Genomic DNA, 20,248 nt, shown 5'->3' with positions numbered 1-20,248 from the left:
CTAAACGCGTGAACCGCCACTAAGCAAGTAGAGAATGGCCATACGTACGGCAACCCCGTTTGTCACCTGACTCAAAATAATAGATCGGTCACTGTCAGCCACTTCACTCTCCATTTCTACGCCACGATTTACCGGCCCGGGGTGCATAATGGTAAAGTTGGAATATTTTTCGAGATGCTTCATCGTAATCCCAAAAAGCTGGTGGTATTCACGAATACTGGGAAAAAGTTCAGTGCCATCTTCTTGGCGTTCCAACTGAATGCGTAGCGCCATCGCGATATCACACCAATCCAACACTTCTTCAAGATGGTACGATACATTTACCCCAAGTTCATCAACATAAGCTGGCATCATTGTTTTGGGACCACAAACGGTAACGTTGGCCCCCAGCTTCAATAAACCGATAATATTGGAGCGCACTACGCGGCTATGCGCAATATCCCCAATAATAGCGATGTTCTTACCGCTTAAATCAGGATATACCTGCTGCATGGTAAACATATCGAGCAGCGCTTGGGTAGGATGTTCATGTGCACCGTCGCCGGCATTGATGATGGCTGCATCCACGCATCGCGTTAAAAAGTGCGGCACACCTGGACTCGAGTGACGGGTGACTACCATATCAATTTTCATAGAACTGATATTGCGAATGGTATCTTTTAGGGATTCTCCTTTCTTAACACTGGATGACCCCTTGGAAAAGTTTACAACATCAGCACCCATTCTTTTTTGTGCCAACTCAAACGAGAGTCGAGTGCGCGTACTATCCTCATAAAATAAGTTCACAATCGTTTTATCGCGAAGCGTAGGTACTTTGGGGACAGGACGATCTAAAATTTCGCGAAAATATTTGGCCTGTTCTAAGACATATAAAATATCCTCCCTGGAATAATCGGCCAATCCCAACAAATGCTTGTGAGAAAAATCGTGGTCGCTATTCTTCAGCTCGATATCTTCAGTCATTTATTTAGCCTCCTCATCGGCATTTTCTACGACATAAACAGCATCTTCATCATCCAGCGCCTTCACTTTTACGCGCACTTCTTCCTGCACATGCGTAGGCAACTTTGTACCAATATAATCGGCACAGATCGGCAGCTCACGATGACCGCGGTCAACCATACAACAAAATTTGATTGTCCGGGGACGCCCGTAATCCATCAATGCATCCATTGCAGATCGAACAGTACGGCCGGTATAGAGCACATCGTCTACCAACACTACATCACGATCGTATAAATCGAAAGGGATTTCGGTCACTTTTACCTGCGGCATTTTCAGTCTTGTTCGAAAATCATCGCGATAAAAAGTAACATCCAACACCCCAAAATCGATATCATAACTAAACTTTTCATTGATATGCTGCACAATGCGTTTCCCCATATACACGCCACGGGTTTGCATTCCAATGATCGCTAATTGTTGAGGATTATCATGTGGCTCCAAAAACTGATGAGCGAATCGCAAGTACGTGCGATTCAAATCGTCGGCCGACATTATTTTCACTTTATCCAAACGAAGCCTCGTCTTAGGTGTGTTTTAGCTGCATGAATTTATGGAATGCCTCCAAGTAACTCAATTCTAAAATTTGTTCTTCTTGGTTTGTATTTTAGGATGCATTACTTCACTGCCAATTTTTATATACGCCCCCTATGAATAAAGCTTTTTTTCTCGATCGCGACGGCACCATTAATGTGGATTACAATTATGTACACACCCCCGAAGAATGGACGTGGTGCGAGGGCGCTATCGATGCGTTACGCTGGATGAAAGAGCAAAATTTTAAAATTATTGTAGTAACCAACCAATCCGGCATTGCCCGCGGTCGATACACCGAACAACATGTCCAAAAGCTCCACCGGTGGGTTGGTGATAAGCTTGTTGAAAAAAACTTACATATTGATGATTGGTACTATGCTCCCCATCACCCTGAGCATGATCCCGATCAACAATATGCTCCGGAAGATCGCAAGCCTGGCACGGGCATGTTCGAGAAAGCAGCAACCAAATACGATATCGATTTTAGCAACTCATTTATGGCTGGCGATAAAATTTCAGATTTAAAACCAGCGATAAAACTTGGAATAACCCCGTTCTTTATTCGGTCGCGTCACGAACCCAAGCAAGACAAAAGCTGGCTCGAACAACACAATATTCCTATCTACGATAATATTGGACAAGTTATAAAATCCATTTAATCGACCATCCATATCCTGTATGTACTAATCACGAAAGTCTAACATCAATAGTGACTTACAGAAAATTATTTAGTAATATAAATTCGATGCTTACTAAATAATGAGGAAGCTATGAAATACTTCCTGGTATTTTTGGGGTTACTCGTTCTGCCACTATCCAATATCGGAGTTGCCCAACTTATATCGCCAGACACCTCGGGCTTTATCCATCCTTATTGGTCACCCACAGGAAATGAAATTGCTTTTGCAGCATCAATCAATGGAAATTACGACATTTATGTGTTCGATCTGCAAACGCGAGACGTACATAATATAAGCCGTCATCCGGCCAACGACTACTACCCATCTTGGGCACCAAACGGCAAACATGTAGCCTATTTTTCTGAACGGGAACGTGAACACTATTATGACTTCACTTATCAGGGCAAAGACCAGCATGAAAAAGAATTTCCGATTAACTCTGCCCGCGATGTAGATATGCCCTCCTGGTCGCCTGATAGTCGCAATTTAGTCTACCATTCCAGTGAGGATGGAGATATGGAAATCTATCTTCGCGACTATAAAGGTGAGAATATTCGAAAGCTTACCGATAATGACTCAACCGATGTATATCCTTTTTTCTCTCCCGATGGCAGATACATTTTATTTCTTTCTAATCGGGATGGGAACTTCGAAATCTATTCCATGCGTCCCGATGGACGCTCCCAAACGCGTTTGACCTATTCCCCGCATTCTTACGAAGTGGACCCTATTTGGTCACCGGATGGCTCAAAAATCGCTTTCGCCTCTGATCGTAATGAAAGTTTCGATATCTATATCATGGATGCGGATGGTTCCAACGTTAAACAACTAACCACTGATCCCCACTTTGACTTGGGGCCACAGTGGTCTCCCGATGGAACTCAGCTCGTATTTTCATCCAACCGGTTTGGCAGTTTCGATATTTTTACCATTAAAGCTGACGGCAGCAACCTCGAACGACTCACTGGTCACCCAGGCAAAGATCATTATGCCTCGTGGTCTCCCAATGGCAAGGAAATTATTTTCAGTTCCGACCGAAGCGGGACATTCGAAATCTATATTATTGATGTCGGGTCAATGGGTCTTCGAAAAGTCCGAATTACTTATTAACCAAAACAAACTGGCTTTAAACCACCCCATGTTAGATGTAGGAAAATAAGTTAACCCTTACCTTTATCTTTCTCCCTTCTGGTTAGTTTCAAGTTGATAAACTGCATTAGGCGCTGTTAGAAAAAGGGTACTAAAATCAGATCCGCCCCACGCTAAATTGGTAATACGTTCTGGCATCTCGACCTGCTGTAACACCTCTCCTTCTGGCGAAAAAATCCACAAACCGCCCGGACCTGTTGAATAAAGATTTCCTTCGCTATCAACTTTCATCCCATCAGCTGCGCCTTCGGCGTTGGATTTCATTTCGGCAAATATTTTTCCGTTTGCAAGCGTCCCATCCTCTTTAACATCGAACACACGGATGTGATTATGACGGGTATCATTCACATACAACCGTTCCTCATCGGGAGAAAATACTATGCCATTGGGCAGGTCAAAATCTTCAACAAGAAGCGTCAAACCATTCTCTTCCGAGTAGCGATATATGCCATTCATACCCAGCTTTTTATCTTCATCTGAAACACCAAAATCGGGATCAGTAAAATAAATTGCCCCATCGGACTTTACTACAAGATCATTGGGACTGTTTAAGCGTTTTCCTTCATATGAATCCACAACGGTTACAAGTTCTCCACCTTCAGCCAAATGGCCGATGGCTCCATCGTGTTGTGCCAATAATAAATGTCCATTCTCAGCAAAGGTAAGTCCGTTGGAATGCCCACTGGGATTCAAAAACTCTTCTGCCTGTCCTCCCGGAGCCCACTTATACACGGTATTTGCAGGAATATCGCTAAACAACAGATATCCCGAATCGTGCCAAACAGGCCCCTCTGTAAATTGGTAGCCATCCGTAATCTTTTGAGGCCTCGTATCCTCATCCACAATAGATTGTCCCTGAATCGTTCCAGCGATTAGAAAGATAAATCCCAAAACACCTACTGCAATGTTGTTTAGATGATTCATATCAGTCACCTTATTTAATATTAATCATAATTTTCTGATAGCAATAATATGCACGTTTAAATACTTGCCATGAACAACTATTAAAAAACAAAACCGACAAAAACAATTCCCCTTTAAACAAGTAGAATTATATCGATACAGCAGTATAAATATTTACTGGCAAAGCCCTAAAATTCTTGTGATTCATTTGTTATATTAAGCGCTCAATTTTGATACGGTATCCTGGGATGTCAACATCATCCCTTACGACGAGTTAAACTGAGGTAATTACTAACTATACGATTGTTGTTATGAAAATTCATGAGTATCAAGCGAAAGAACTTTTAAAAGAATACAATGTTGCTGTTCCAGCCGGTGCGGCGATGACTTCGGTCGAAGAAGCGGTTGAAGCAGCTAAGAAAATGAAAGAAAACGGCGCTACCCTTTTTGTGGTAAAAGCTCAAATTCATGCTGGTGGGCGCGGTAAGGGTGAAACCAAAGAAAGTGGCGTAAGCGGTGTTATTCTCTGTGATACTATTGATGAAGTGCGCGATGCAGCCGAATCACTGCTTGGCGATGTATTGGTGACCAAGCAAACCGGCGAAGAAGGACAGAAAGTTGATCGCATTTATGTAACCGATGGTGTCGAAATTGAACAGGAGTTTTATCTCGGTATTCTGCTCGACCGTGCAAAGAGCAAAAACGTAATTATGGTTTCTACCGAAGGCGGTATGGATATTGAAACCGTCGCCGAAGAAACGCCCGACAAGATTGTCAAGGAATGGGTTGAACCTGGCATGGATCTGCAGCATAACCAAGCACGTCACCTGGCGTTTGCATTGGGATTAGAAGGTGATGCCTTTAAGAAAGCAGTGAAATTTATCATGGCGTTATACAACTGCTACCTGGAGACCGATGCCAACATGGTTGAGATCAATCCTTTGGTTCTTACTCCCGGCGGTGATGTGATGGCGCTGGATGCCAAGATGACTTTTGATGACAATGCGTTATTCCGTCATCCGGAAATTGAAGAATTGCGCGATAAGTCGGAAGAGAATCCCGTTGAGCTGGAAGCTTCGGAGTACGGACTCAGCTACATCAAGCTGGATGGAAACGTAGGCTGCATGGTAAACGGCGCCGGCCTGGCCATGGCAACAATGGATATCATTAAGCTTTCGGGCGGTGAACCTGCCAACTTCTTGGACGTAGGCGGTAGCGCCAATGTTGAAACTGTGAAAAACGGCTTCCGCATTATCTTGGAAGATCAAAATGTGAAAGCGATCCTCATTAACATTTTTGGTGGCATTGTCCGCTGTGATCGCGTTGCCAACGGGGTCATCGAAGCAGTTAACGATCCCGAAATTGCTAAGAAAGTTGAAAATGTACCCATTATTGTGCGCCTGCAGGGTACCAATGCAGAGGAAGCAAAAGAGATCATTGACAATTCAGACTTAAATGTGATCTCCGCCGTACTCCTTAAAGAAGCAGCCGAAGAAGTTTCAAAAGTATTGGCACCTGCTTCATAAACAGGTTAATGACTTAGACTCTAACCCTGTCAGAATTAGATATTCTGACAGGGTTTCTTATTTAAAGGAACAGTCTATACTGTTTATCAGTTTTGTGTGTAGTTTATTTCATCCAATTCAGCTGACTTTCATGAAAAAGATACTTCAAATCGCCAATATTGCAGCACTTACTATTACCATCACTTTAAATTACGTAGCAGGTGCAGGTTTAATTAATGGGCAGACGATCGGTGATGTCTCAGCACGATATAATAACCTGTTTACTCCAGCAGGTTATGCTTTTTCGATATGGGGATTAATTTACCTGATGCTTGCAGGGTTTGTCATTTATCAGGTCCGCGGACTATTCAAAAAGGTGAATAACGATAACTTTATCCTTCAAATAGGTTGGTGGTTCGTTATAAGCTGTGTTGCCAACAGCCTGTGGCTTATTGCCTGGGTCTATGATATGATTGGCTTTTCAGTCCTACTTATTGTCTTGCTATTATTTTCACTGGTGAAGATTATCATCAATACCAACATGGAACGCTGGGATGCACCCTTTCCAAAAATTGTTCTACTATGGTGGCCCTTCTGTTTGTACTCCGGATGGATTACTGTAGCCATCATCGCCAATATCTCAACTTACCTTACAAAGATAGGCTGGAATGGTTTCGGTATTAGCGATGTAAGCTGGGCTATCACTATGATTATTATTGCAGGGTTCATTAATTTATTTATGATCGTAACCCGTAATATGCGCGAATTTGCACTGGTCGGTATCTGGGCTCTCGTTGCCGTAGCAGTAGCCAACTGGCAAACTCATCAATCAATAGTCATAACCGCACTTGTTGTATCAGTTGTTTTATTTATCGCTATTTCCATCCATGGCTATCAAAACCGCGCAACAGCTCCGCATGTAAAGTTCAAACAGATGCGTAAATAAATATGTATAATCCTCCCTCTCAGAAATCATACAACTCGCAGGGCACACCTTATCACTCCCATTTTTTAGTTATCCCTACTCATTGGGAAAGGAATAATTAGCAATATCATTAAGATTATCCATCTCAGTAGTAATTGGACGCAAATAATACCGATAGCGATAGTGTTCGCTTGTCGGCAATCGATACTGTGGCAATGCCCTTGCTAGTGACGTCCAGGTATTCGTCCCTCCAATTCCCTGCTGTTTATAATCCAGGTTTATGGTGTAAAAATCGCGCCGAGGCAGTTCATTGATGTGTTTTGCCTGCTCTAAATCCCACAACGTATAGGGCCATGCGCTCACACTCAATGTCTTTTCAGCAACTGCCATTATACCATTGCCCTGATCATCCGTAAACGCCACCCAACGCACGTCGCTGCGGTTTCCATTTTCCTGCGGATACGGGTAGTCAGTCCAAAGTGAATCAATTAAACCAGAATATCGACCAACGGCGATCCCCTTCTTACGATCCGAATAATTTTCTTCGGGGCCGCGACCGTACCACGTCATCCTTGTATATTCTTGTGGGATTTGCATTTGCATCCCTACCTTGGGAAGAGCCGGAGGAAGTTCTTTGCCAATAGGCTCTAATTGCTGATCAACCTGCACTGCGCCATTACCCAAAACAGTGTACTCAGTCTGGTAGGTTGATGCTCCAACTGGTAAAGTACCCTTAACCAAAATGCGCACCCGGTTGTTATTGACCTCTTTCACTTCAACGCTATTTACTGTTCGGTTTTTCGCCGCCTTCTTCCACGGGTCTAAATCGTTTTGCCACCCAGCGCGATCGTTATCTGTAGTGGCCCGCCAAAAATTAGGTTCGAGCGAACCGTCGATAAGATTATTGTCACCATACTTAAACTGCTCAAGAGCTCCACTTTTACGAGAAAACATCAAGTCAAAATCAGTACCGGAAACTGTAATCTTATTACCAGACTCCTCTACCTGTAACGGGGATACTTCCTCTACTGAAAACTCTGGAGCCGAACCTACTGCATAGGGCAACTTCATCTGTTCCCATGCTACCTTGAATCCCGCATCTGCCCAACGTGTCTCTTCTTTCAGGTGGAAACTCACATTTAACCAGTATTCTCTACCCGCCTGCAAATTAGGTGAAGAGGTCGGCAATGTTACTTCCTTTGATTCCCCGGGTCCAACATCCAGCTCGTCGACCCATCCCGACTGAACAGTTTGCCCATCTTGGTTCACCGACCAACGCAAACGGTAGTCATCAAGTGTTCGATGTGAATAATTATTCGTCACACGTACAACGCCTTTTTCAATATCAACTGGAGATACCGCAATAAATTGGTACGAATATTTCACTTTTTGAAGGGCTGGCTGCGGCTCCCGGTCGGGAAAAACAACCCCATTAACGTTAAAATTCCCGGCATTGGGATCATCACCGTAATCGCCGCCATATGCCCAATATCCCTCACCATTTTGGGTATCCTTCCACAATCCCTGGTCCACCCAATCCCAGATAAAAGCACCTATGAAATTACGGTTATTCTCCATTAGTGACATATACTCATCCAGGTTTCCCGTAGAATTACCCATTGAGTGCACAAACTCACACAACACAATCGGTTTGGTGATATCCGGATCATTCAACGCATCCTGCAGGTAATCCACAGATGGATACATGTAGCTCATCATATCGGCCACACTGTTCATATGCTGATAGTGAATAGGGCGCGTGGGGTCAGCTGTGCGTACGTCCGAAGCCATCTGCCTAAAATTGGCCCCATTGCCCGCCTCATTACCCAGCGACCATATTACCACCGAGGGATGATTTTTCCGTGCCTCAACCATGCTTCGGGCCCGGTCCATCACCGCATTGGTCCATTGCGGATCACTGCCCGGTAACAGGTTTTTGCGAAAGGAAATACCGTGCGTTTCGATATTAGCCTCATCCACCACATATAGTCCATATTCGTCAAAAAGATCATAATATTTAGCATCATGGGGATAGTGTGCCATCCGCACAGCATTCAAATTATGCCGCTTCATCAGTTTTACATCTTTCACCATGGTCTCATAATCCACTGTTCGACCGGTCTGTGGATCGTGGTCGTGCAGGTTCGCTCCCTTCAGTTTCACCTCCTTTCCGTTGACCATAAACATTTTGTCCCGGATTTCAACTTCCCGAAATCCCGTATTTTCGCGTGTAACTTCCAGCACTTTTCCATCAGAACCTTTCAGTACTAACACCACGGTATATAAATTCGGAGTTTCGGCTGTCCATTTTTGGGGATGATCGATCTCTGTCCGTAGTTTAGCCTGACTGTGCATTCCCGAGGGCATATCATGCTGCGTTTTTGCCGTAACTGCTGGTCCTTTTCCCACGCGATTACCCTGCGGATCAAAAAGATGTGCTTCTACCACAGGCGCAGAAATAGCCTCATCCGTACTGTTCCGCACCTCGGCTGTAACCTCCAATTCCCCATCTTGATATTGGTCATCCAATCCACCCCGGATCTCAAAATCCTGGAAATGCACATCGGGTTGGGAATGCAGGTACACGCTTCGATAAATTCCGCTCAGCCGCCACATATCCTGATCCTCGAGCCAAGAACCATCCGACCAACGATACACCTCCACCGAAAGCGTATTTTCACCATCTTTCAGATAGGGCGTAATATTAAATTCCGCCGGCGTCATGGATCCCTCGCTGTACCCCACTTTCTGGCCGTTCACCCACAGGTAAAATGCACTTTTAACACCACCAAAATGGATAAATGTCTGCCGGTCTTGCCAACCATCAGCCACGGTAAATGTCCGCCGGTACGAACCAACCGGATTATTATCACGAGGCACGCGCGGAGGAAACAAGCCACCCATTATCGACTCAAACGGGTATTGTGAATTCAAATAAATGGGTTGGCCATAGCCCTGCGTTTGCCACGAGGCAGGAACGGTGATTTCATCCCAGCTTCCGGCATCAAAACTATCTTCATAAAATTCTGCCGGACGATTTGTTGGGTTTGGCGACCACTTGAACTTCCACGGCCCATCAAGCGATTTGTGGAAATAAGAACCCATTTTATGATCGGTGTCATTAAGTGCCGATTGTACATCAGGATACGAGGCAAAAATGGTACGTGCAGGCTCCTTGTTGCTCCCAATGGTTTGGGGATTTTCCCAGTCGGGGAGCTCGGAAAGGGCAACCTGTGCTTGCACCTGCTGCCATCCCATCCCAAAAGAGAGAAACAGAAAGCTTAGAAAAGATAAGACTAATGATCGGGGATATTTACTCATAATGCTAATATTCTGTTGGCTTTGATCACTATGGTAACGCTAACATTTTATTTTGTAAAATCGAAATCCGTTACCAATTTTTTGATAGAGATAATGCTACTTCGACTACTTTTCTTGTGTAGCCCCAAGGTATATAGCACCCAATACAATAGTTGCCCCAGCATATTCTAAAGCTGTTGTAGGTCGGTCAAAGAATAATATATCCCACATAAAAGCCAGCGCCGGCTGTAGTAGCAAAGCTAATCCTGCTACTGAAGCATTCACCTGGGGCAGACCTTTTGAGATAAAAACCCATCCCAAAACTTGCCCAACAATCCCCAGCCCAACCAAGGCCCACAACGTTTGTGTATCTGGTATTCCAAAGTGTGCTCCCGGCTCAACTAAGACCGTTATTCCTAATATCGCTGCCGACATTAAACTTATCCACATCATATTGGTAATAAGGGAGTAGCGAAGTTTATATCCGGAAGATTGCGACTTTCGAAGGGTTAAAATATAAAACGCATACGAAAGTGCTGTAAGCAATCCATACAACACCCCCATTTCTACGTAACCACTTTCTTGTCCCCAATCGGTCTGCACAATCATAAATAATCCCACCACTGCAAAAGGAATCGCAACCAATAGTCGCCAACCAAGTTTTTCTTTTAAAAACAGTACCGCCAAAAGAGCTACAAAGAAGACCTGCATATTTCCCAGTATAGTGGCCAATCCCGGTCCTACAAAATTGATACTACGGTGCCAGAAGAAAAGGTCTAAACTGAATAACAGAGCACAGACAAGTGGAATACCGATACTCTTTATCCCAAACCATAAACGATCTCTTTTGGCAACGGTAATTCCCAATAAAATAAGTCCGCCAAAAAACATGCGGTAAAAAGCCGAAACGGTGGGACCTACATTCGTCAATTCTACTAATACAGACGTAAAGCTTACCATTGCCGCTCCAAAAATGATATAACCGATAGCGCGTAATGAAGTCTGAGAATCGGTCATATCAAATAGGAAATACTTTTTGACTTGATCATGAACACAAACCCTTTATGCCGCACTGCCCGACTCCTTTTCTAACTGCTGCTTACACTGCTTGTAGTATTCTTCGTACAAGGTGATAATTTTACTCATCTCAAACGTCTCAGCCTGCTTACGCGCATTTTCAGAAAGCTCTTTGTGCAACTTTTCATCTGATAGAATCTTAACTGAATAATCCCCCATGCATTCAATATCATCCAAATCGCATAAATACCCGGTTTTGCCATGAATATTAACTTCCGGAAGTCCCCCGATATTTGAACTCACCACGGGCACGCTGCAACTCATTGCTTCCAACGCGGCCAACCCAAAAGTTTCCGATCCCGATGGAATTAAAAACAGATCTGCAATAGATAAAATATCCTCCACTTGATCCTGCTTACCCAAAAAGCGAACCTGGTCGCATATCCCCAGCTCGCGGCATCGCTGCTCGGCACGCTGACGGTCGGGACCATCCCCCACTAACAGCAATTTAGCTTCAATACCATGCTCCAGGATATGTGCAAACACGCTTACTACTTCCGGCACGCGTTTCACTTCCCGAAAGTTTGATACGTGCACCACTACTTTTTCATCATTGGGACAAATTGCTTTTTTAAAATGATTCTGATTGGATTTCTGGAAACGATCCAAATCAATAAAGTTCGGTATGACCTTAATATCTTTTTTGATATCAAAACGCTCGTAGGTTTCATTCCTTAAATATTCAGATACCGCCGTAACACCATCACTTTGATTGATCGAAAAATCTACTACACTTTTATAACTGGGATCACTACCCACAATAGTGATATCCGTCCCGTGTAAAGTAGTAATCAACGGGACATGCGCCGCCTTTTCACCCAGGATCTGCTTAGCCAAATAAGCACTGGTGGCGTGCGGAATAGCATAATGCACATGCAATACATCAATTTTTTCGTATTCTATGAGGTTTGCCATCTGATTTGCCAACGCCAGATCATAAGGGGGATATTCAAACAGCGGATACGTATTCATATTCACTTCGTGATACGAAATATTGGTCCTAAATGTATCCAGCCGAGCCGGACGCGCGTAACTTAAAATATGCACATTGTGATCACGATGAGCCAACCCTTTTGCCAGTTCAGTAGCAACTACACCGCTTCCTCCAAAGGTGGGATAACAAACAATTCCTATATTCATTCGAAGCTATTTAAAAAATTATCGGAAAATTTCAGGCTATCACTTTTTGATAACCTAAAGGTGCAACAAAATAACAGTGTATCCCATTTCCTCCAATCCCATATTAGGTGCAAAGTGAGTTATCTATTATATTACAGGCTTTGAAAAATTTGGGTATCACCTGTACCCAAAAGCACATATTGTTTTTAAACAAAACAGATATTTACCTATGGCTGGTCATTCCAAATGGTCAAATATAAAACATAAAAAAGCGAAAGAAGACAAAAAGCGGAATAAGCTTTTTAATAAGCACCTGCGTGAAATTTCCGTTGCTGCACGCGAAGGCGGTGGCGATCCGGAAATGAATCCGAGGCTTGACACGGCTATCAACAATGCCAAAAGTGATAACGTGCCTAAGGATAATATTGAGCGCGCTATCAAAAAGGGTACTGGAGAACTTGACGAAGGCGACGGCAAATATGAAGATGCGACTTATGAAGGATATGGCCCCGGTGGCATTGCCTACTTTATTGAGGTAACCACCAATAACTATAACCGCACGGTGGGCGAAATTCGTCATATCTTTTCATCGCATGGCGGTAATCTGGGTACCGATGGGTCAGTGGATTATCTTTTTGAACAAAAAGGCATGATTCGCATAAAAAAAGAAGACCAAGAACATGATATTGATGAGGAGGAATTCATGCTCGAAGCTATTGATGCCGGTGCTGAAGATATTGATACCGATGGTGAGGTACTTAATGTAACAACTGGCCGCGAATCGATGTATGAGGTCCGTGACAATCTTGAAGAGCTTGACTACGAGATTGATTCAGCCGAACTTATTCGCATCCCCATGACTGAGGTAAAAGTAGAAGCCGATGTAGCTGAATCAAACTTTAAGCTAATGGAAAAGTTTGAGGATAATGATGACGTTTCCAATGTGTTTACCAATATGGAAATGGACGAGGAGACGTTGGCCATTGCTGAACAAATGGATTAACATCTCATAATTTTCAAGCCACTTTTTCGTTACGTTTTCTAAACAATTAATTGATTATCCCATGAGATATGTATTGGCTTTACTTCTGAGTATGTTCTTGCTGGCGCCTTCCATTGAAGATGCTCGCAAAGCAAATGAAGCTTATAATGAAGGCAATTATGAAGAAGCAATTACGCTTTACAAAAAGGCTATCGACGCTGATCCCGAAAATGAAAAACTTTACTTCAATCTGGCTTCTGCCCTTGCACAAAGTGGCCAGACTGAAGAGGCCATCCGTACTTTTGAACAGTATAAGTCGATGGCAGATAATGCTGATGATCGGGCAAAGGCCAACTATAACATTGGCAAAGTTTTATCTGATGCGAAAAAATGGGATAAGGCAGTAGATTACTTTAAAAAATCGCTGCGCTATACTGCTGGTGATGCAGATGCTAAACACAACTTTGAGCTGGCCAAAAAGAAAAAACAGGATCAGCAAAACCAACAACAACAGAACCAACAAAATAACCAGCAAAATAAAAATCAGGAGCAGAATAAGCAGCAACAGAACGAACAAAATAAGCAGAACCAGCAAGATCAAAATCAACAACAAAATCAGGATCGAAATCAACAAAATGAGCAGCAGCAAAATCAGCAACAACAGCCTCAAAAAATGAGTAAAGCTGAAGCTGAAAAAATCCTGAAAGCCCTTGAACAAAAAGAGAAAGAGCTACTCAAACAGTTCAAAAAACAAGAAACCGAGTCTGGAAACAGTTCTAATGAAAAGGATTGGTAACGCACTTTTTACGGCCGGCTTATTTCTTGTACTTACCTTAACAGGGAGCAGTGTTGGCTGGGCCCAATCAGATATTTCTGTTGAAGCAAGTGTATCCGAATCAACGGTTTATACCGGTGAACGGGTAAGCCTTTCTATTGAGATCAGCGGAAGCTTTAATAACGTTTCCCGACCGGAACTGCCCGACTTTGACAACTTTCGGTTGCTCAGTAATAGCCCTTCCACATCGCGTAGCTATCGTTATATAAATGGGCAGAGCAGTGTTACATACACCTATAGCTACTATCTGATCGCCCAAAAAAAAGGAGAATTTAAAATTCCTCCGGCCAACATAACCATTGACGGGGAAGCGTATACAACCAATGCAATACCCGTTCGCGTTGTCGATCGCGACGAATCGGCTAATTCTTCTGCCTCTGAACAACCTGATATTTTTCTCCAGCTGGAAGTATCTGACAAAAAACCTGTGGCGGGCCAGCAAATTATTACCGATGTCATCTTATTTTTCCGAGACGGATTAGAAGTAAATTCTTACCAACCGGTTCCGGGCTGGAAAGCGGAGGGATTCTGGAAAGAAGAGTTGGAAAATTCGGGTCGTCCCCGAGCAGAATCTACCATTATAGACGGTGTTCGATATCGAAAGGCGCGACTGCTACAATTCTCACTCTTTCCTACTAAATCTGGTAAACTCGAAATTAGTCCCTATAAAATTGTAGTTGCCGTACGATCTGCCCGTTCAAATAATGATCCATTTAGCAGCTTTTTCAGCGGTTTTGGCAATAACCAGCGCGAAGTAGAATTGACCAGCGATCCCATTACACTTGATGTTCAGCCACTATCAGAAACCGATAACGCCTATTACTTAGGAGCTGTTGGCGATTTTGATATTTCCCGAAGCATCAGCACGAATAACGCCATTGTGGGAGAATCGATTGAAATTGAAACCCACATTAGAGGTACCGGTAATATTCCGCTTATCTCAAAACCGAACTATGAACTTCCCGACGGTCTCGAAATTTATGAGCCACAGGAAAGTAGCCGGATCAATCGTCGTAATGGTGCTATCAGCGGCAGCAAAACATTTACTGATGTTATTATCGCACGATCACCGGGCAATTATACGATTCCGGAACGAACCGTATCATATTATGACCCGTCGCGTGATGAATATCAAACTACTACGCTGGCAGCCCTTACTTTTACTATAGAGGAAAATCCCGATGCCGTTGCAACAGCCACAAATTCTGGACAATTTCCCGTATCCCCCATTACAGGCTTGGCAAGCTGGGTTAGCGTTACACCAGCACCCGTCGATCTTCTTGCCATTTGGTGGTTCTGGGTGGGATGGATTATTCCCCTGCTTCTTTTGGGAGTTGCGTACTGGCGCAAATCGTATATCGAGAAAATGGAAACTGATACCGCTTTTGCCCGATCAGTTAAAGCAGCAGACAAAGCCCAAAATCGACTCGATAAAGCGGTTGCGGTCTCACAACAGGGCAACATCAAACAAGCATACAACCTGCTGCAAAAAGCAATTACTGGCTTCATCAGTGATCGATTAAACATGCCCGAAGCGGGCCTTTCAAATCAAGCCTATATAGAGGCTTTAAAAGATGAAGAAGTTGAGGAAAACCTCGTTAAAAATGTACGTATGCTTCTGGATAAATGTGCTTCAATCAGCTATGCTCCAAATACCACGCACGCGTACCTGAAATCACATGTAGGATTAGCCGAAAGCACGCTCGAAAAACTCCAAAAAGTATTATAAACGTGACAGCTCGACTCACAAGTACCATTTTTTGTATTCTTTTGTGGATGACCTTTTCATCTGCCGGCCTTGCGCAACCAAATGCCCAGGCTGTATTTGATGATGCTAATGAACAACTCCAAGCAGGCAATTACGGGCAAGCTCTTAGCCTATATCACGACTTGGAATTGCGTAATAATGTATCCGGAGCCCTCTTTTTAAATATGGGTATCACGTACCAGCGGATTGATTCGCTTGGCAAAGCTAAGTTTTACTTTTTAAAAGCTACAGAATTTGAAGAAACAGAACAGCGTGCCCAGCAGGCATTGGAATTTGTTAACTCACAATTCAGTCGGCAATCTGCAGTATTGCCTAAACTACCCTGGGATGTTGCCACTACTTGGCTACAAAAAAATATTGGAGCTAAGCTACTGCTTTTCATAGGTATTCTCCTTTTCAATTTGGGCATTTTTACTTTTATAACACACTGGTTTGGGCAGTTCTATCCCAAAATATTACGCATCTCGAGCTATTCTATCGTTGGATTTGCTATCCTTATTATTACTGCAAGCTTTTATACCCAATATATTAACGAGCGATACAGTACCGCAGTGATGATTACCGACCAAATTTCGGTCGTAGAAAATCCAACAGAGCAAGCACCAGTCGTAAGCCGTGCCTACGAAGGTTATACGTTTACAGTGGACCACTATCAGAGCCAGGATCAACCTAAATGGTCATATATTCGTATGAGTAATGGCTTGTACGGATGGATTCCAAACAGCGAGATACTTATACTCTGATTGGAAGTATTTGCTTATTCCGTAGTGCGTAGTACACCGATTTTACGCAATACGAAATAAGCAACACCATAAATTAAGATTATTTTCTTATGTCAACAGTATCTGAATATATCGATATCAATAAGGAACAGTTTAAACATGAGCTGTTCGATTTTCTGCGTATCCCCAGCATCAGCACCGACTCTGATTATAAAAATGAAATAAAGGATGCGGCTAATTTTTTGCTAAACAATTTAAAATCACTCGACCTTGACCGTACAGAACTGTTTGAGACAGATGGTAATCCCATCGTATACGGTGAACTAATTACCGATGAATCCAAACCAACGGTGTTGGTATATGGACATTACGATGTACAGCCACCCGATCCTATGGATTTATGGGAAACGCCACCTTTCGATCCAAAAGTGCGCGATGGTGATATTTACGGCCGGGGTGCCAGCGACGACAAGGGACAATCATTTACCCACGTGAAGGCGCTGGAGGCCTATCAAAAAACGGATACTGACTTTCCCGTAAATATTAAATTTATTTTTGAAGGCGAAGAAGAAATAGGCTCACCCAATCTTGTCCCATTTATTAAGGAGCACAAAGGTCTGCTCGAATGCGATATGGTATTGATTTCCGACACGGCCATGTTTGCCGAAGATACGCCTTCTATCACATACGGCTTACGTGGGCTGGCATATATGGAGATGGAAGTTCAAGGCCCCAATCGTGACCTCCACTCCGGCGTCTATGGCGGAGCGGTAGATAATCCGGCCAATGTACTGTGCGAAATTATTGCTCAACTAAAAGATGACGATGGAGTCATCCAAATTGACGGTTTTTATGATGATGTGATTGAACTAACTGAGGAAGATCGTGAAGCTTATCAAAAACTGCCTTTTGACGAAGAGGAGTATAAACAAAATCTTGGGCTCAAAGCACTCAAAGGCGAAAAAGGATACAACACCTTAGAGCGCACATCCGCTCGTCCAACGCTCGACGTCAACGGTATGTGGAGCGGCTACCAGGGCGAAGGGGCTAAAACGGTGCTTCCTTCCAAGGCTGGCGCAAAGGTAAGCATGCGACTCGTTCCCGACCAAGATCCCAAAAAAGTTGCGAAACTATTCAAAGAGCATGTAGAATCCATTGCTCCCGATACGGTTACTGTTAAAGTAGCGGAACATCACGGTGGACATCCGGCTATTACAGATTTATCGTTCTATGGACTGCAAGCTGCGGCGGATGCCTTTGAAGCGGTCTATGACAAAGAGCCATTGTTTGCACGCGAAGGGGGATCCATTCCCATCGTAGCTGACTTTCAAAAAGTACTGGGAGCCCAATCCATTTTGATGGGATTCGGACTCAACAGTGATGCTATTCACTCACCGAATGAAAAGTTTGCACTCAAAGATTTCTACCGAGGCATTCATACCTCCGCTAAATTCTTTGAGTTACTTCCCGATTACAGCTGATATTTGCTAATCATATCCGATATCTGGCCGCAGACCTCTGGTGTGCGGCCTTTTTTATTGAGACATGCCAAACCCGCCAGGTTTACCATAAACGAAATTGATGATTCCAAATTCACACCTGTTAAAAACCCTGCGGACTTAATTTCAACAATTATTCACCCGTTCGATACTGCTCAAACCACGCAATAATATGCTCAACCTTATCGATCAGCTGACTGGGACGGTTTGCGATAAAGTGAGAAGCTCCAGGCATCTCCACATATGCGGTTTCGATTTTTCGTAGCTTCAACGCACTGTACAACTGCTTGGCCTCCGAAGGTGGCGTTCGCAAATCATCCGTACCCACCATTACCATCGTAGGCGTTTCAATATTACCAACCAGAGAAACAGGCGAATTTTCCCAGTAGGCCTCGAAGTTCTCCCACGGCTGACCCGGATACCGGTAATTCGCATATCCATAATAATTGTCAGCAGTTAACGTCTTGCTGATCCAATTCATCACTGGTTTAATAACGGCTGCAGCTTCAAAGCGATTATTTTTACCAACCATCCAAGAGGTCATCGTACCACCAGCACTTCCGCCAGTGACAAACAGATTATCCTCATCCACATAGCCTTTCTCAAGTACTGCATCTACCCCATCCATCACATCGTGATAATCATCGCCGGGGTAATCATGATAAAGCAAATTGCCGAACTCTTCACCATAGCCGGTACTACCCCTGGGATTCGGATAAAAAACCACATAACCGGCCGAAGCGTAGAGCTGAATTTCCGGAGAAAATCGGTCGCCGTAATTCGAAATGGGGCCACCATGATTTTCGACTACCAGTGGATATTCTTTATTGGGATCAAAGCTGGGAGGCTTCACAATCCAGCCCTGGATTGGGCGCCCATCCACCGAAGACGTGTACCAAATCTCTTCGACCTGCCCTAAATCCCTATAATCAAGCAAAGCATCATTCAAACCGGTAAGTTTCGTTCCTTCTCCCTGATCTCTGGATGTCGTTGCCAATTCCGCCGGATGGTAGGGCGTCGTTTCATTATACGCTATAGTCCCATCATCAGCCACTGAATATGAACCGCCGCCATAAGGACGAGCTACCGTCGTTCCACCAACATCATTTGCTACTACCGAAGTTTCTCCATCAAGCGTTATATGTCCGATCTTGGTATTTCCCTCATCATCATACATAAAATACAGCCCCCGTCCATTTTCATCCCACTGGATGGAGGAAATACTTCGATCCAAATCCAACTCTACTTCTTGCTTCTCTTCACTATCAGTACTCATGGTATATAACTTGGTAAGCTGATAAGTCTGTACCTTGTCATCATAACCCAAATAGGCAATTGTTTCTCCATTCGGCGATACCCGGGCACTGTAATCCGGCCCCTTGCGATCAGTAAGCTGATCAATTTCTCCAGTTTCTACATCCACAGAATACAACTCAGACTCTCGGTAATTATGCTCCCAATCCTCATTCAGATTCGCGGAAAAAATTAGCTGTTCACCATCGCTGCTCCACTCAATATCTCCAGAATAATGATAATCACCCTCAGTGATTTGGCGCGGCGCTCCACCCTCAGCCGGAACCGTAAAAATATGTGTGAAGCCCGGATCAACATAACCCGAACCATCGGATTCATAATTAAGTCGCGTCGTCACCCGTGGACTTTCTGCCCACTCAGCTCCTTCTGGTGGATTTTTGGAATTCGTTAGCGTGGGATTTGATTCTTTCACCTTCATGTTAAAAGCCAAACGTTCACCATCGGGCGACCAACTGATTCCACTGGGTGCTTCCTCCAGCTGCGTAATGCGCGATAATGCCCCACTGTCCATCCAATACACATAAATTTCACTACCATCATCTTCTGTTGACGAAGTAAAGACAATTCTACTACCGTCGGGTGACCAACGCGCGCTACCTTCGCTAACATCCCGACCGGTAAGCTTCCGGTGATTGGAACCATCCGCATCCATAATCCACAGCTGCGAAGTACGACGATCTTTCATCTTATCCATCTGCCCCCGGGAATATACAATCTGCTCTCCGTTTGGTGATATTTGGGGATCGGAAACCCATTGCAGCTCAAAGACATCCATGCTTTTAAATGGTTTACTCGACTGGGCTATAGACATCAGTGGAAGCAATAAGACAGCAAATAGCGGAAGTAGTATACGTTTCATAAAAAGATCAATTTATTTAATGAGGACAATCGGAGGTTTTCTTCAAACTATATATACCCCTTAAATAAAAAT

Annotated in this window: 16 protein-coding genes; 9 read left to right on the top strand and 7 right to left on the bottom strand. The window is 43.8% G+C overall.

Going from position 1 to position 20,248, the window contains the following annotated elements; genetic code table 11:
- Positions 1 to 963, bottom strand: a complete 963-nt coding sequence (locus tag AAFH98_RS05525; RefSeq protein ID WP_342521696.1) for an aspartate carbamoyltransferase catalytic subunit — start codon at positions 961 to 963, stop codon at positions 1 to 3.
- A complete protein-coding gene (gene pyrR / locus AAFH98_RS05520) occupies positions 964 to 1,506 on the bottom strand; it encodes a bifunctional pyr operon transcriptional regulator/uracil phosphoribosyltransferase PyrR (protein WP_342522053.1) in 543 nt (180 codons plus the stop codon). It abuts the gene before it with no gap.
- Positions 1,507 to 1,652: 146 nt separating this feature from the next.
- Here pyrR and AAFH98_RS05515 point away from each other — a divergent pair, with 146 nt between their 5' ends.
- Positions 1,653 to 2,198, top strand: coding sequence for a D-glycero-alpha-D-manno-heptose-1,7-bisphosphate 7-phosphatase (locus tag AAFH98_RS05515; protein ID WP_342521695.1), 546 nt, complete (start codon positions 1,653 to 1,655; stop codon positions 2,196 to 2,198).
- A gap of 111 nt (positions 2,199 to 2,309) precedes the next feature.
- On the top strand, positions 2,310 to 3,329 hold the full coding sequence (locus AAFH98_RS05510) for a hypothetical protein (protein WP_342521694.1): 1,020 nt from the start codon (positions 2,310 to 2,312) through the stop codon (positions 3,327 to 3,329).
- 63 nt (positions 3,330 to 3,392) lie between these two features.
- Here the strand turns inward: AAFH98_RS05510 and AAFH98_RS05505 are convergent, their stop codons facing one another.
- Positions 3,393 to 4,292 carry an SMP-30/gluconolactonase/LRE family protein gene (locus tag AAFH98_RS05505; RefSeq protein ID WP_342521693.1) on the bottom strand — a complete coding sequence of 300 codons (900 nt, stop codon included), beginning with the start codon at positions 4,290 to 4,292 and terminating at the stop codon, positions 3,393 to 3,395.
- A 290-nt stretch (positions 4,293 to 4,582) separates the two neighbouring features.
- Here AAFH98_RS05505 and sucC point away from each other — a divergent pair, with 290 nt between their 5' ends.
- Positions 4,583 to 5,797, top strand: coding sequence for an ADP-forming succinate--CoA ligase subunit beta (gene sucC, locus AAFH98_RS05500; RefSeq protein ID WP_342521692.1), 1,215 nt, complete (start codon positions 4,583 to 4,585; stop codon positions 5,795 to 5,797).
- 130 nt (positions 5,798 to 5,927) lie between these two features.
- Positions 5,928 to 6,722 (top strand): hypothetical protein, encoded by a 795-nt coding sequence (locus AAFH98_RS05495; RefSeq protein WP_342521691.1) that lies wholly within the window; start codon positions 5,928 to 5,930, stop codon positions 6,720 to 6,722.
- A 75-nt stretch (positions 6,723 to 6,797) separates the two neighbouring features.
- Here the strand turns inward: AAFH98_RS05495 and lacZ are convergent, their stop codons facing one another.
- The 3 genes from lacZ to bshA form a co-directional block, all read right to left on the bottom strand.
- Positions 6,798 to 10,022: a beta-galactosidase, LacZ type gene (lacZ, locus tag AAFH98_RS05490; protein WP_342521690.1), complete on the bottom strand. Its 3,225-nt coding sequence runs from the start codon at positions 10,020 to 10,022 to the stop codon at positions 6,798 to 6,800.
- Positions 10,023 to 10,127: 105 nt separating this feature from the next.
- A complete protein-coding gene (locus AAFH98_RS05485) occupies positions 10,128 to 11,018 on the bottom strand; it encodes a DMT family transporter (protein ID WP_342521689.1) in 891 nt (296 codons plus the stop codon).
- A gap of 45 nt (positions 11,019 to 11,063) precedes the next feature.
- Positions 11,064 to 12,218 carry an N-acetyl-alpha-D-glucosaminyl L-malate synthase BshA gene (gene bshA / locus AAFH98_RS05480; protein ID WP_342521688.1) on the bottom strand — a complete coding sequence of 385 codons (1,155 nt, stop codon included), beginning with the start codon at positions 12,216 to 12,218 and terminating at the stop codon, positions 11,064 to 11,066.
- A 208-nt stretch (positions 12,219 to 12,426) separates the two neighbouring features.
- Between bshA and AAFH98_RS05475 the strand changes: the two genes are divergently transcribed.
- The 5 genes from AAFH98_RS05475 (at position 12,427) to AAFH98_RS05455 (ending at position 17,985) form a co-directional block, all read left to right on the top strand.
- A complete protein-coding gene (locus AAFH98_RS05475; protein ID WP_342521687.1) occupies positions 12,427 to 13,200 on the top strand; it encodes a YebC/PmpR family DNA-binding transcriptional regulator in 774 nt (257 codons plus the stop codon).
- Positions 13,201 to 13,261: 61 nt separating this feature from the next.
- On the top strand, positions 13,262 to 13,975 hold the full coding sequence (locus AAFH98_RS05470; RefSeq protein WP_342521686.1) for a bacterial transcriptional activator domain-containing protein: 714 nt from the start codon (positions 13,262 to 13,264) through the stop codon (positions 13,973 to 13,975).
- The gene (locus AAFH98_RS05465; protein ID WP_342521685.1) at positions 13,959 to 15,743 is read left to right on the top strand and encodes a BatD family protein; all 1,785 of its coding nucleotides are present in this window, start codon (positions 13,959 to 13,961) and stop codon (positions 15,741 to 15,743) included. Before AAFH98_RS05470 ends, AAFH98_RS05465 begins: the two co-directional genes overlap by 17 nt.
- A gap of 2 nt (positions 15,744 to 15,745) precedes the next feature.
- Entirely contained in the window at positions 15,746 to 16,525 is a 780-nt protein-coding gene (locus tag AAFH98_RS05460) for an SH3 domain-containing protein (protein ID WP_342521684.1), read from the top strand.
- 89 nt (positions 16,526 to 16,614) lie between these two features.
- Complete coding sequence (locus tag AAFH98_RS05455; protein ID WP_342521683.1) at positions 16,615 to 17,985, top strand: dipeptidase; 1,371 nt, start codon at positions 16,615 to 16,617, stop codon at positions 17,983 to 17,985.
- A 151-nt stretch (positions 17,986 to 18,136) separates the two neighbouring features.
- Here the strand turns inward: AAFH98_RS05455 and AAFH98_RS05450 are convergent, their stop codons facing one another.
- Positions 18,137 to 20,176 (bottom strand): S9 family peptidase, encoded by a 2,040-nt coding sequence (locus tag AAFH98_RS05450; RefSeq protein WP_342521682.1) that lies wholly within the window; start codon positions 20,174 to 20,176, stop codon positions 18,137 to 18,139.
- Positions 20,177 to 20,248 lie beyond the last annotated feature (72 nt).

It is taken from the genome of Fodinibius sp. Rm-B-1B1-1 (assembly GCF_038594945.1).
GTDB classification, from domain to species: Bacteria; Bacteroidota; Rhodothermia; order Balneolales; family Balneolaceae; genus Fodinibius; species Fodinibius alkaliphilus.
This window is presented reverse-complemented; position numbering and strand designations above follow the sequence as displayed.

Excerpts from the sequence above, each read along its gene's own strand:
- AAFH98_RS05475 (WP_342521687.1), top strand. The coding sequence starts at position 12,427 with ATGGCTGGTCATTCCAAATGGTCAAATATAAAACATAAAAAAGCGAAA.
- AAFH98_RS05485 (WP_342521689.1), bottom strand. The coding sequence starts at position 11,018 with ATGACCGATTCTCAGACTTCATTACGCGCTATCGGTTATATCATTTTT.
- AAFH98_RS05465 (WP_342521685.1), top strand. The coding sequence starts at position 13,959 with ATGAAAAGGATTGGTAACGCACTTTTTACGGCCGGCTTATTTCTTGTA.
- AAFH98_RS05510 (WP_342521694.1), top strand. The coding sequence starts at position 2,310 with ATGAAATACTTCCTGGTATTTTTGGGGTTACTCGTTCTGCCACTATCC.
- bshA (WP_342521688.1), bottom strand. The coding sequence starts at position 12,218 with ATGAATATAGGAATTGTTTGTTATCCCACCTTTGGAGGAAGCGGTGTA.
- AAFH98_RS05525 (WP_342521696.1), bottom strand. The coding sequence starts at position 963 with ATGACTGAAGATATCGAGCTGAAGAATAGCGACCACGATTTTTCTCAC.
- AAFH98_RS05495 (WP_342521691.1), top strand. The coding sequence starts at position 5,928 with ATGAAAAAGATACTTCAAATCGCCAATATTGCAGCACTTACTATTACC.
- AAFH98_RS05455 (WP_342521683.1), top strand. The coding sequence starts at position 16,615 with ATGTCAACAGTATCTGAATATATCGATATCAATAAGGAACAGTTTAAA.
- sucC (WP_342521692.1), top strand. The coding sequence starts at position 4,583 with ATGAAAATTCATGAGTATCAAGCGAAAGAACTTTTAAAAGAATACAAT.
- AAFH98_RS05450 (WP_342521682.1), bottom strand. The coding sequence starts at position 20,176 with ATGAAACGTATACTACTTCCGCTATTTGCTGTCTTATTGCTTCCACTG.
- AAFH98_RS05505 (WP_342521693.1), bottom strand. The coding sequence starts at position 4,292 with ATGAATCATCTAAACAACATTGCAGTAGGTGTTTTGGGATTTATCTTT.
- AAFH98_RS05470 (WP_342521686.1), top strand. The coding sequence starts at position 13,262 with ATGAGATATGTATTGGCTTTACTTCTGAGTATGTTCTTGCTGGCGCCT.
- lacZ (WP_342521690.1), bottom strand. The coding sequence starts at position 10,022 with ATGAGTAAATATCCCCGATCATTAGTCTTATCTTTTCTAAGCTTTCTG.
- AAFH98_RS05515 (WP_342521695.1), top strand. The coding sequence starts at position 1,653 with ATGAATAAAGCTTTTTTTCTCGATCGCGACGGCACCATTAATGTGGAT.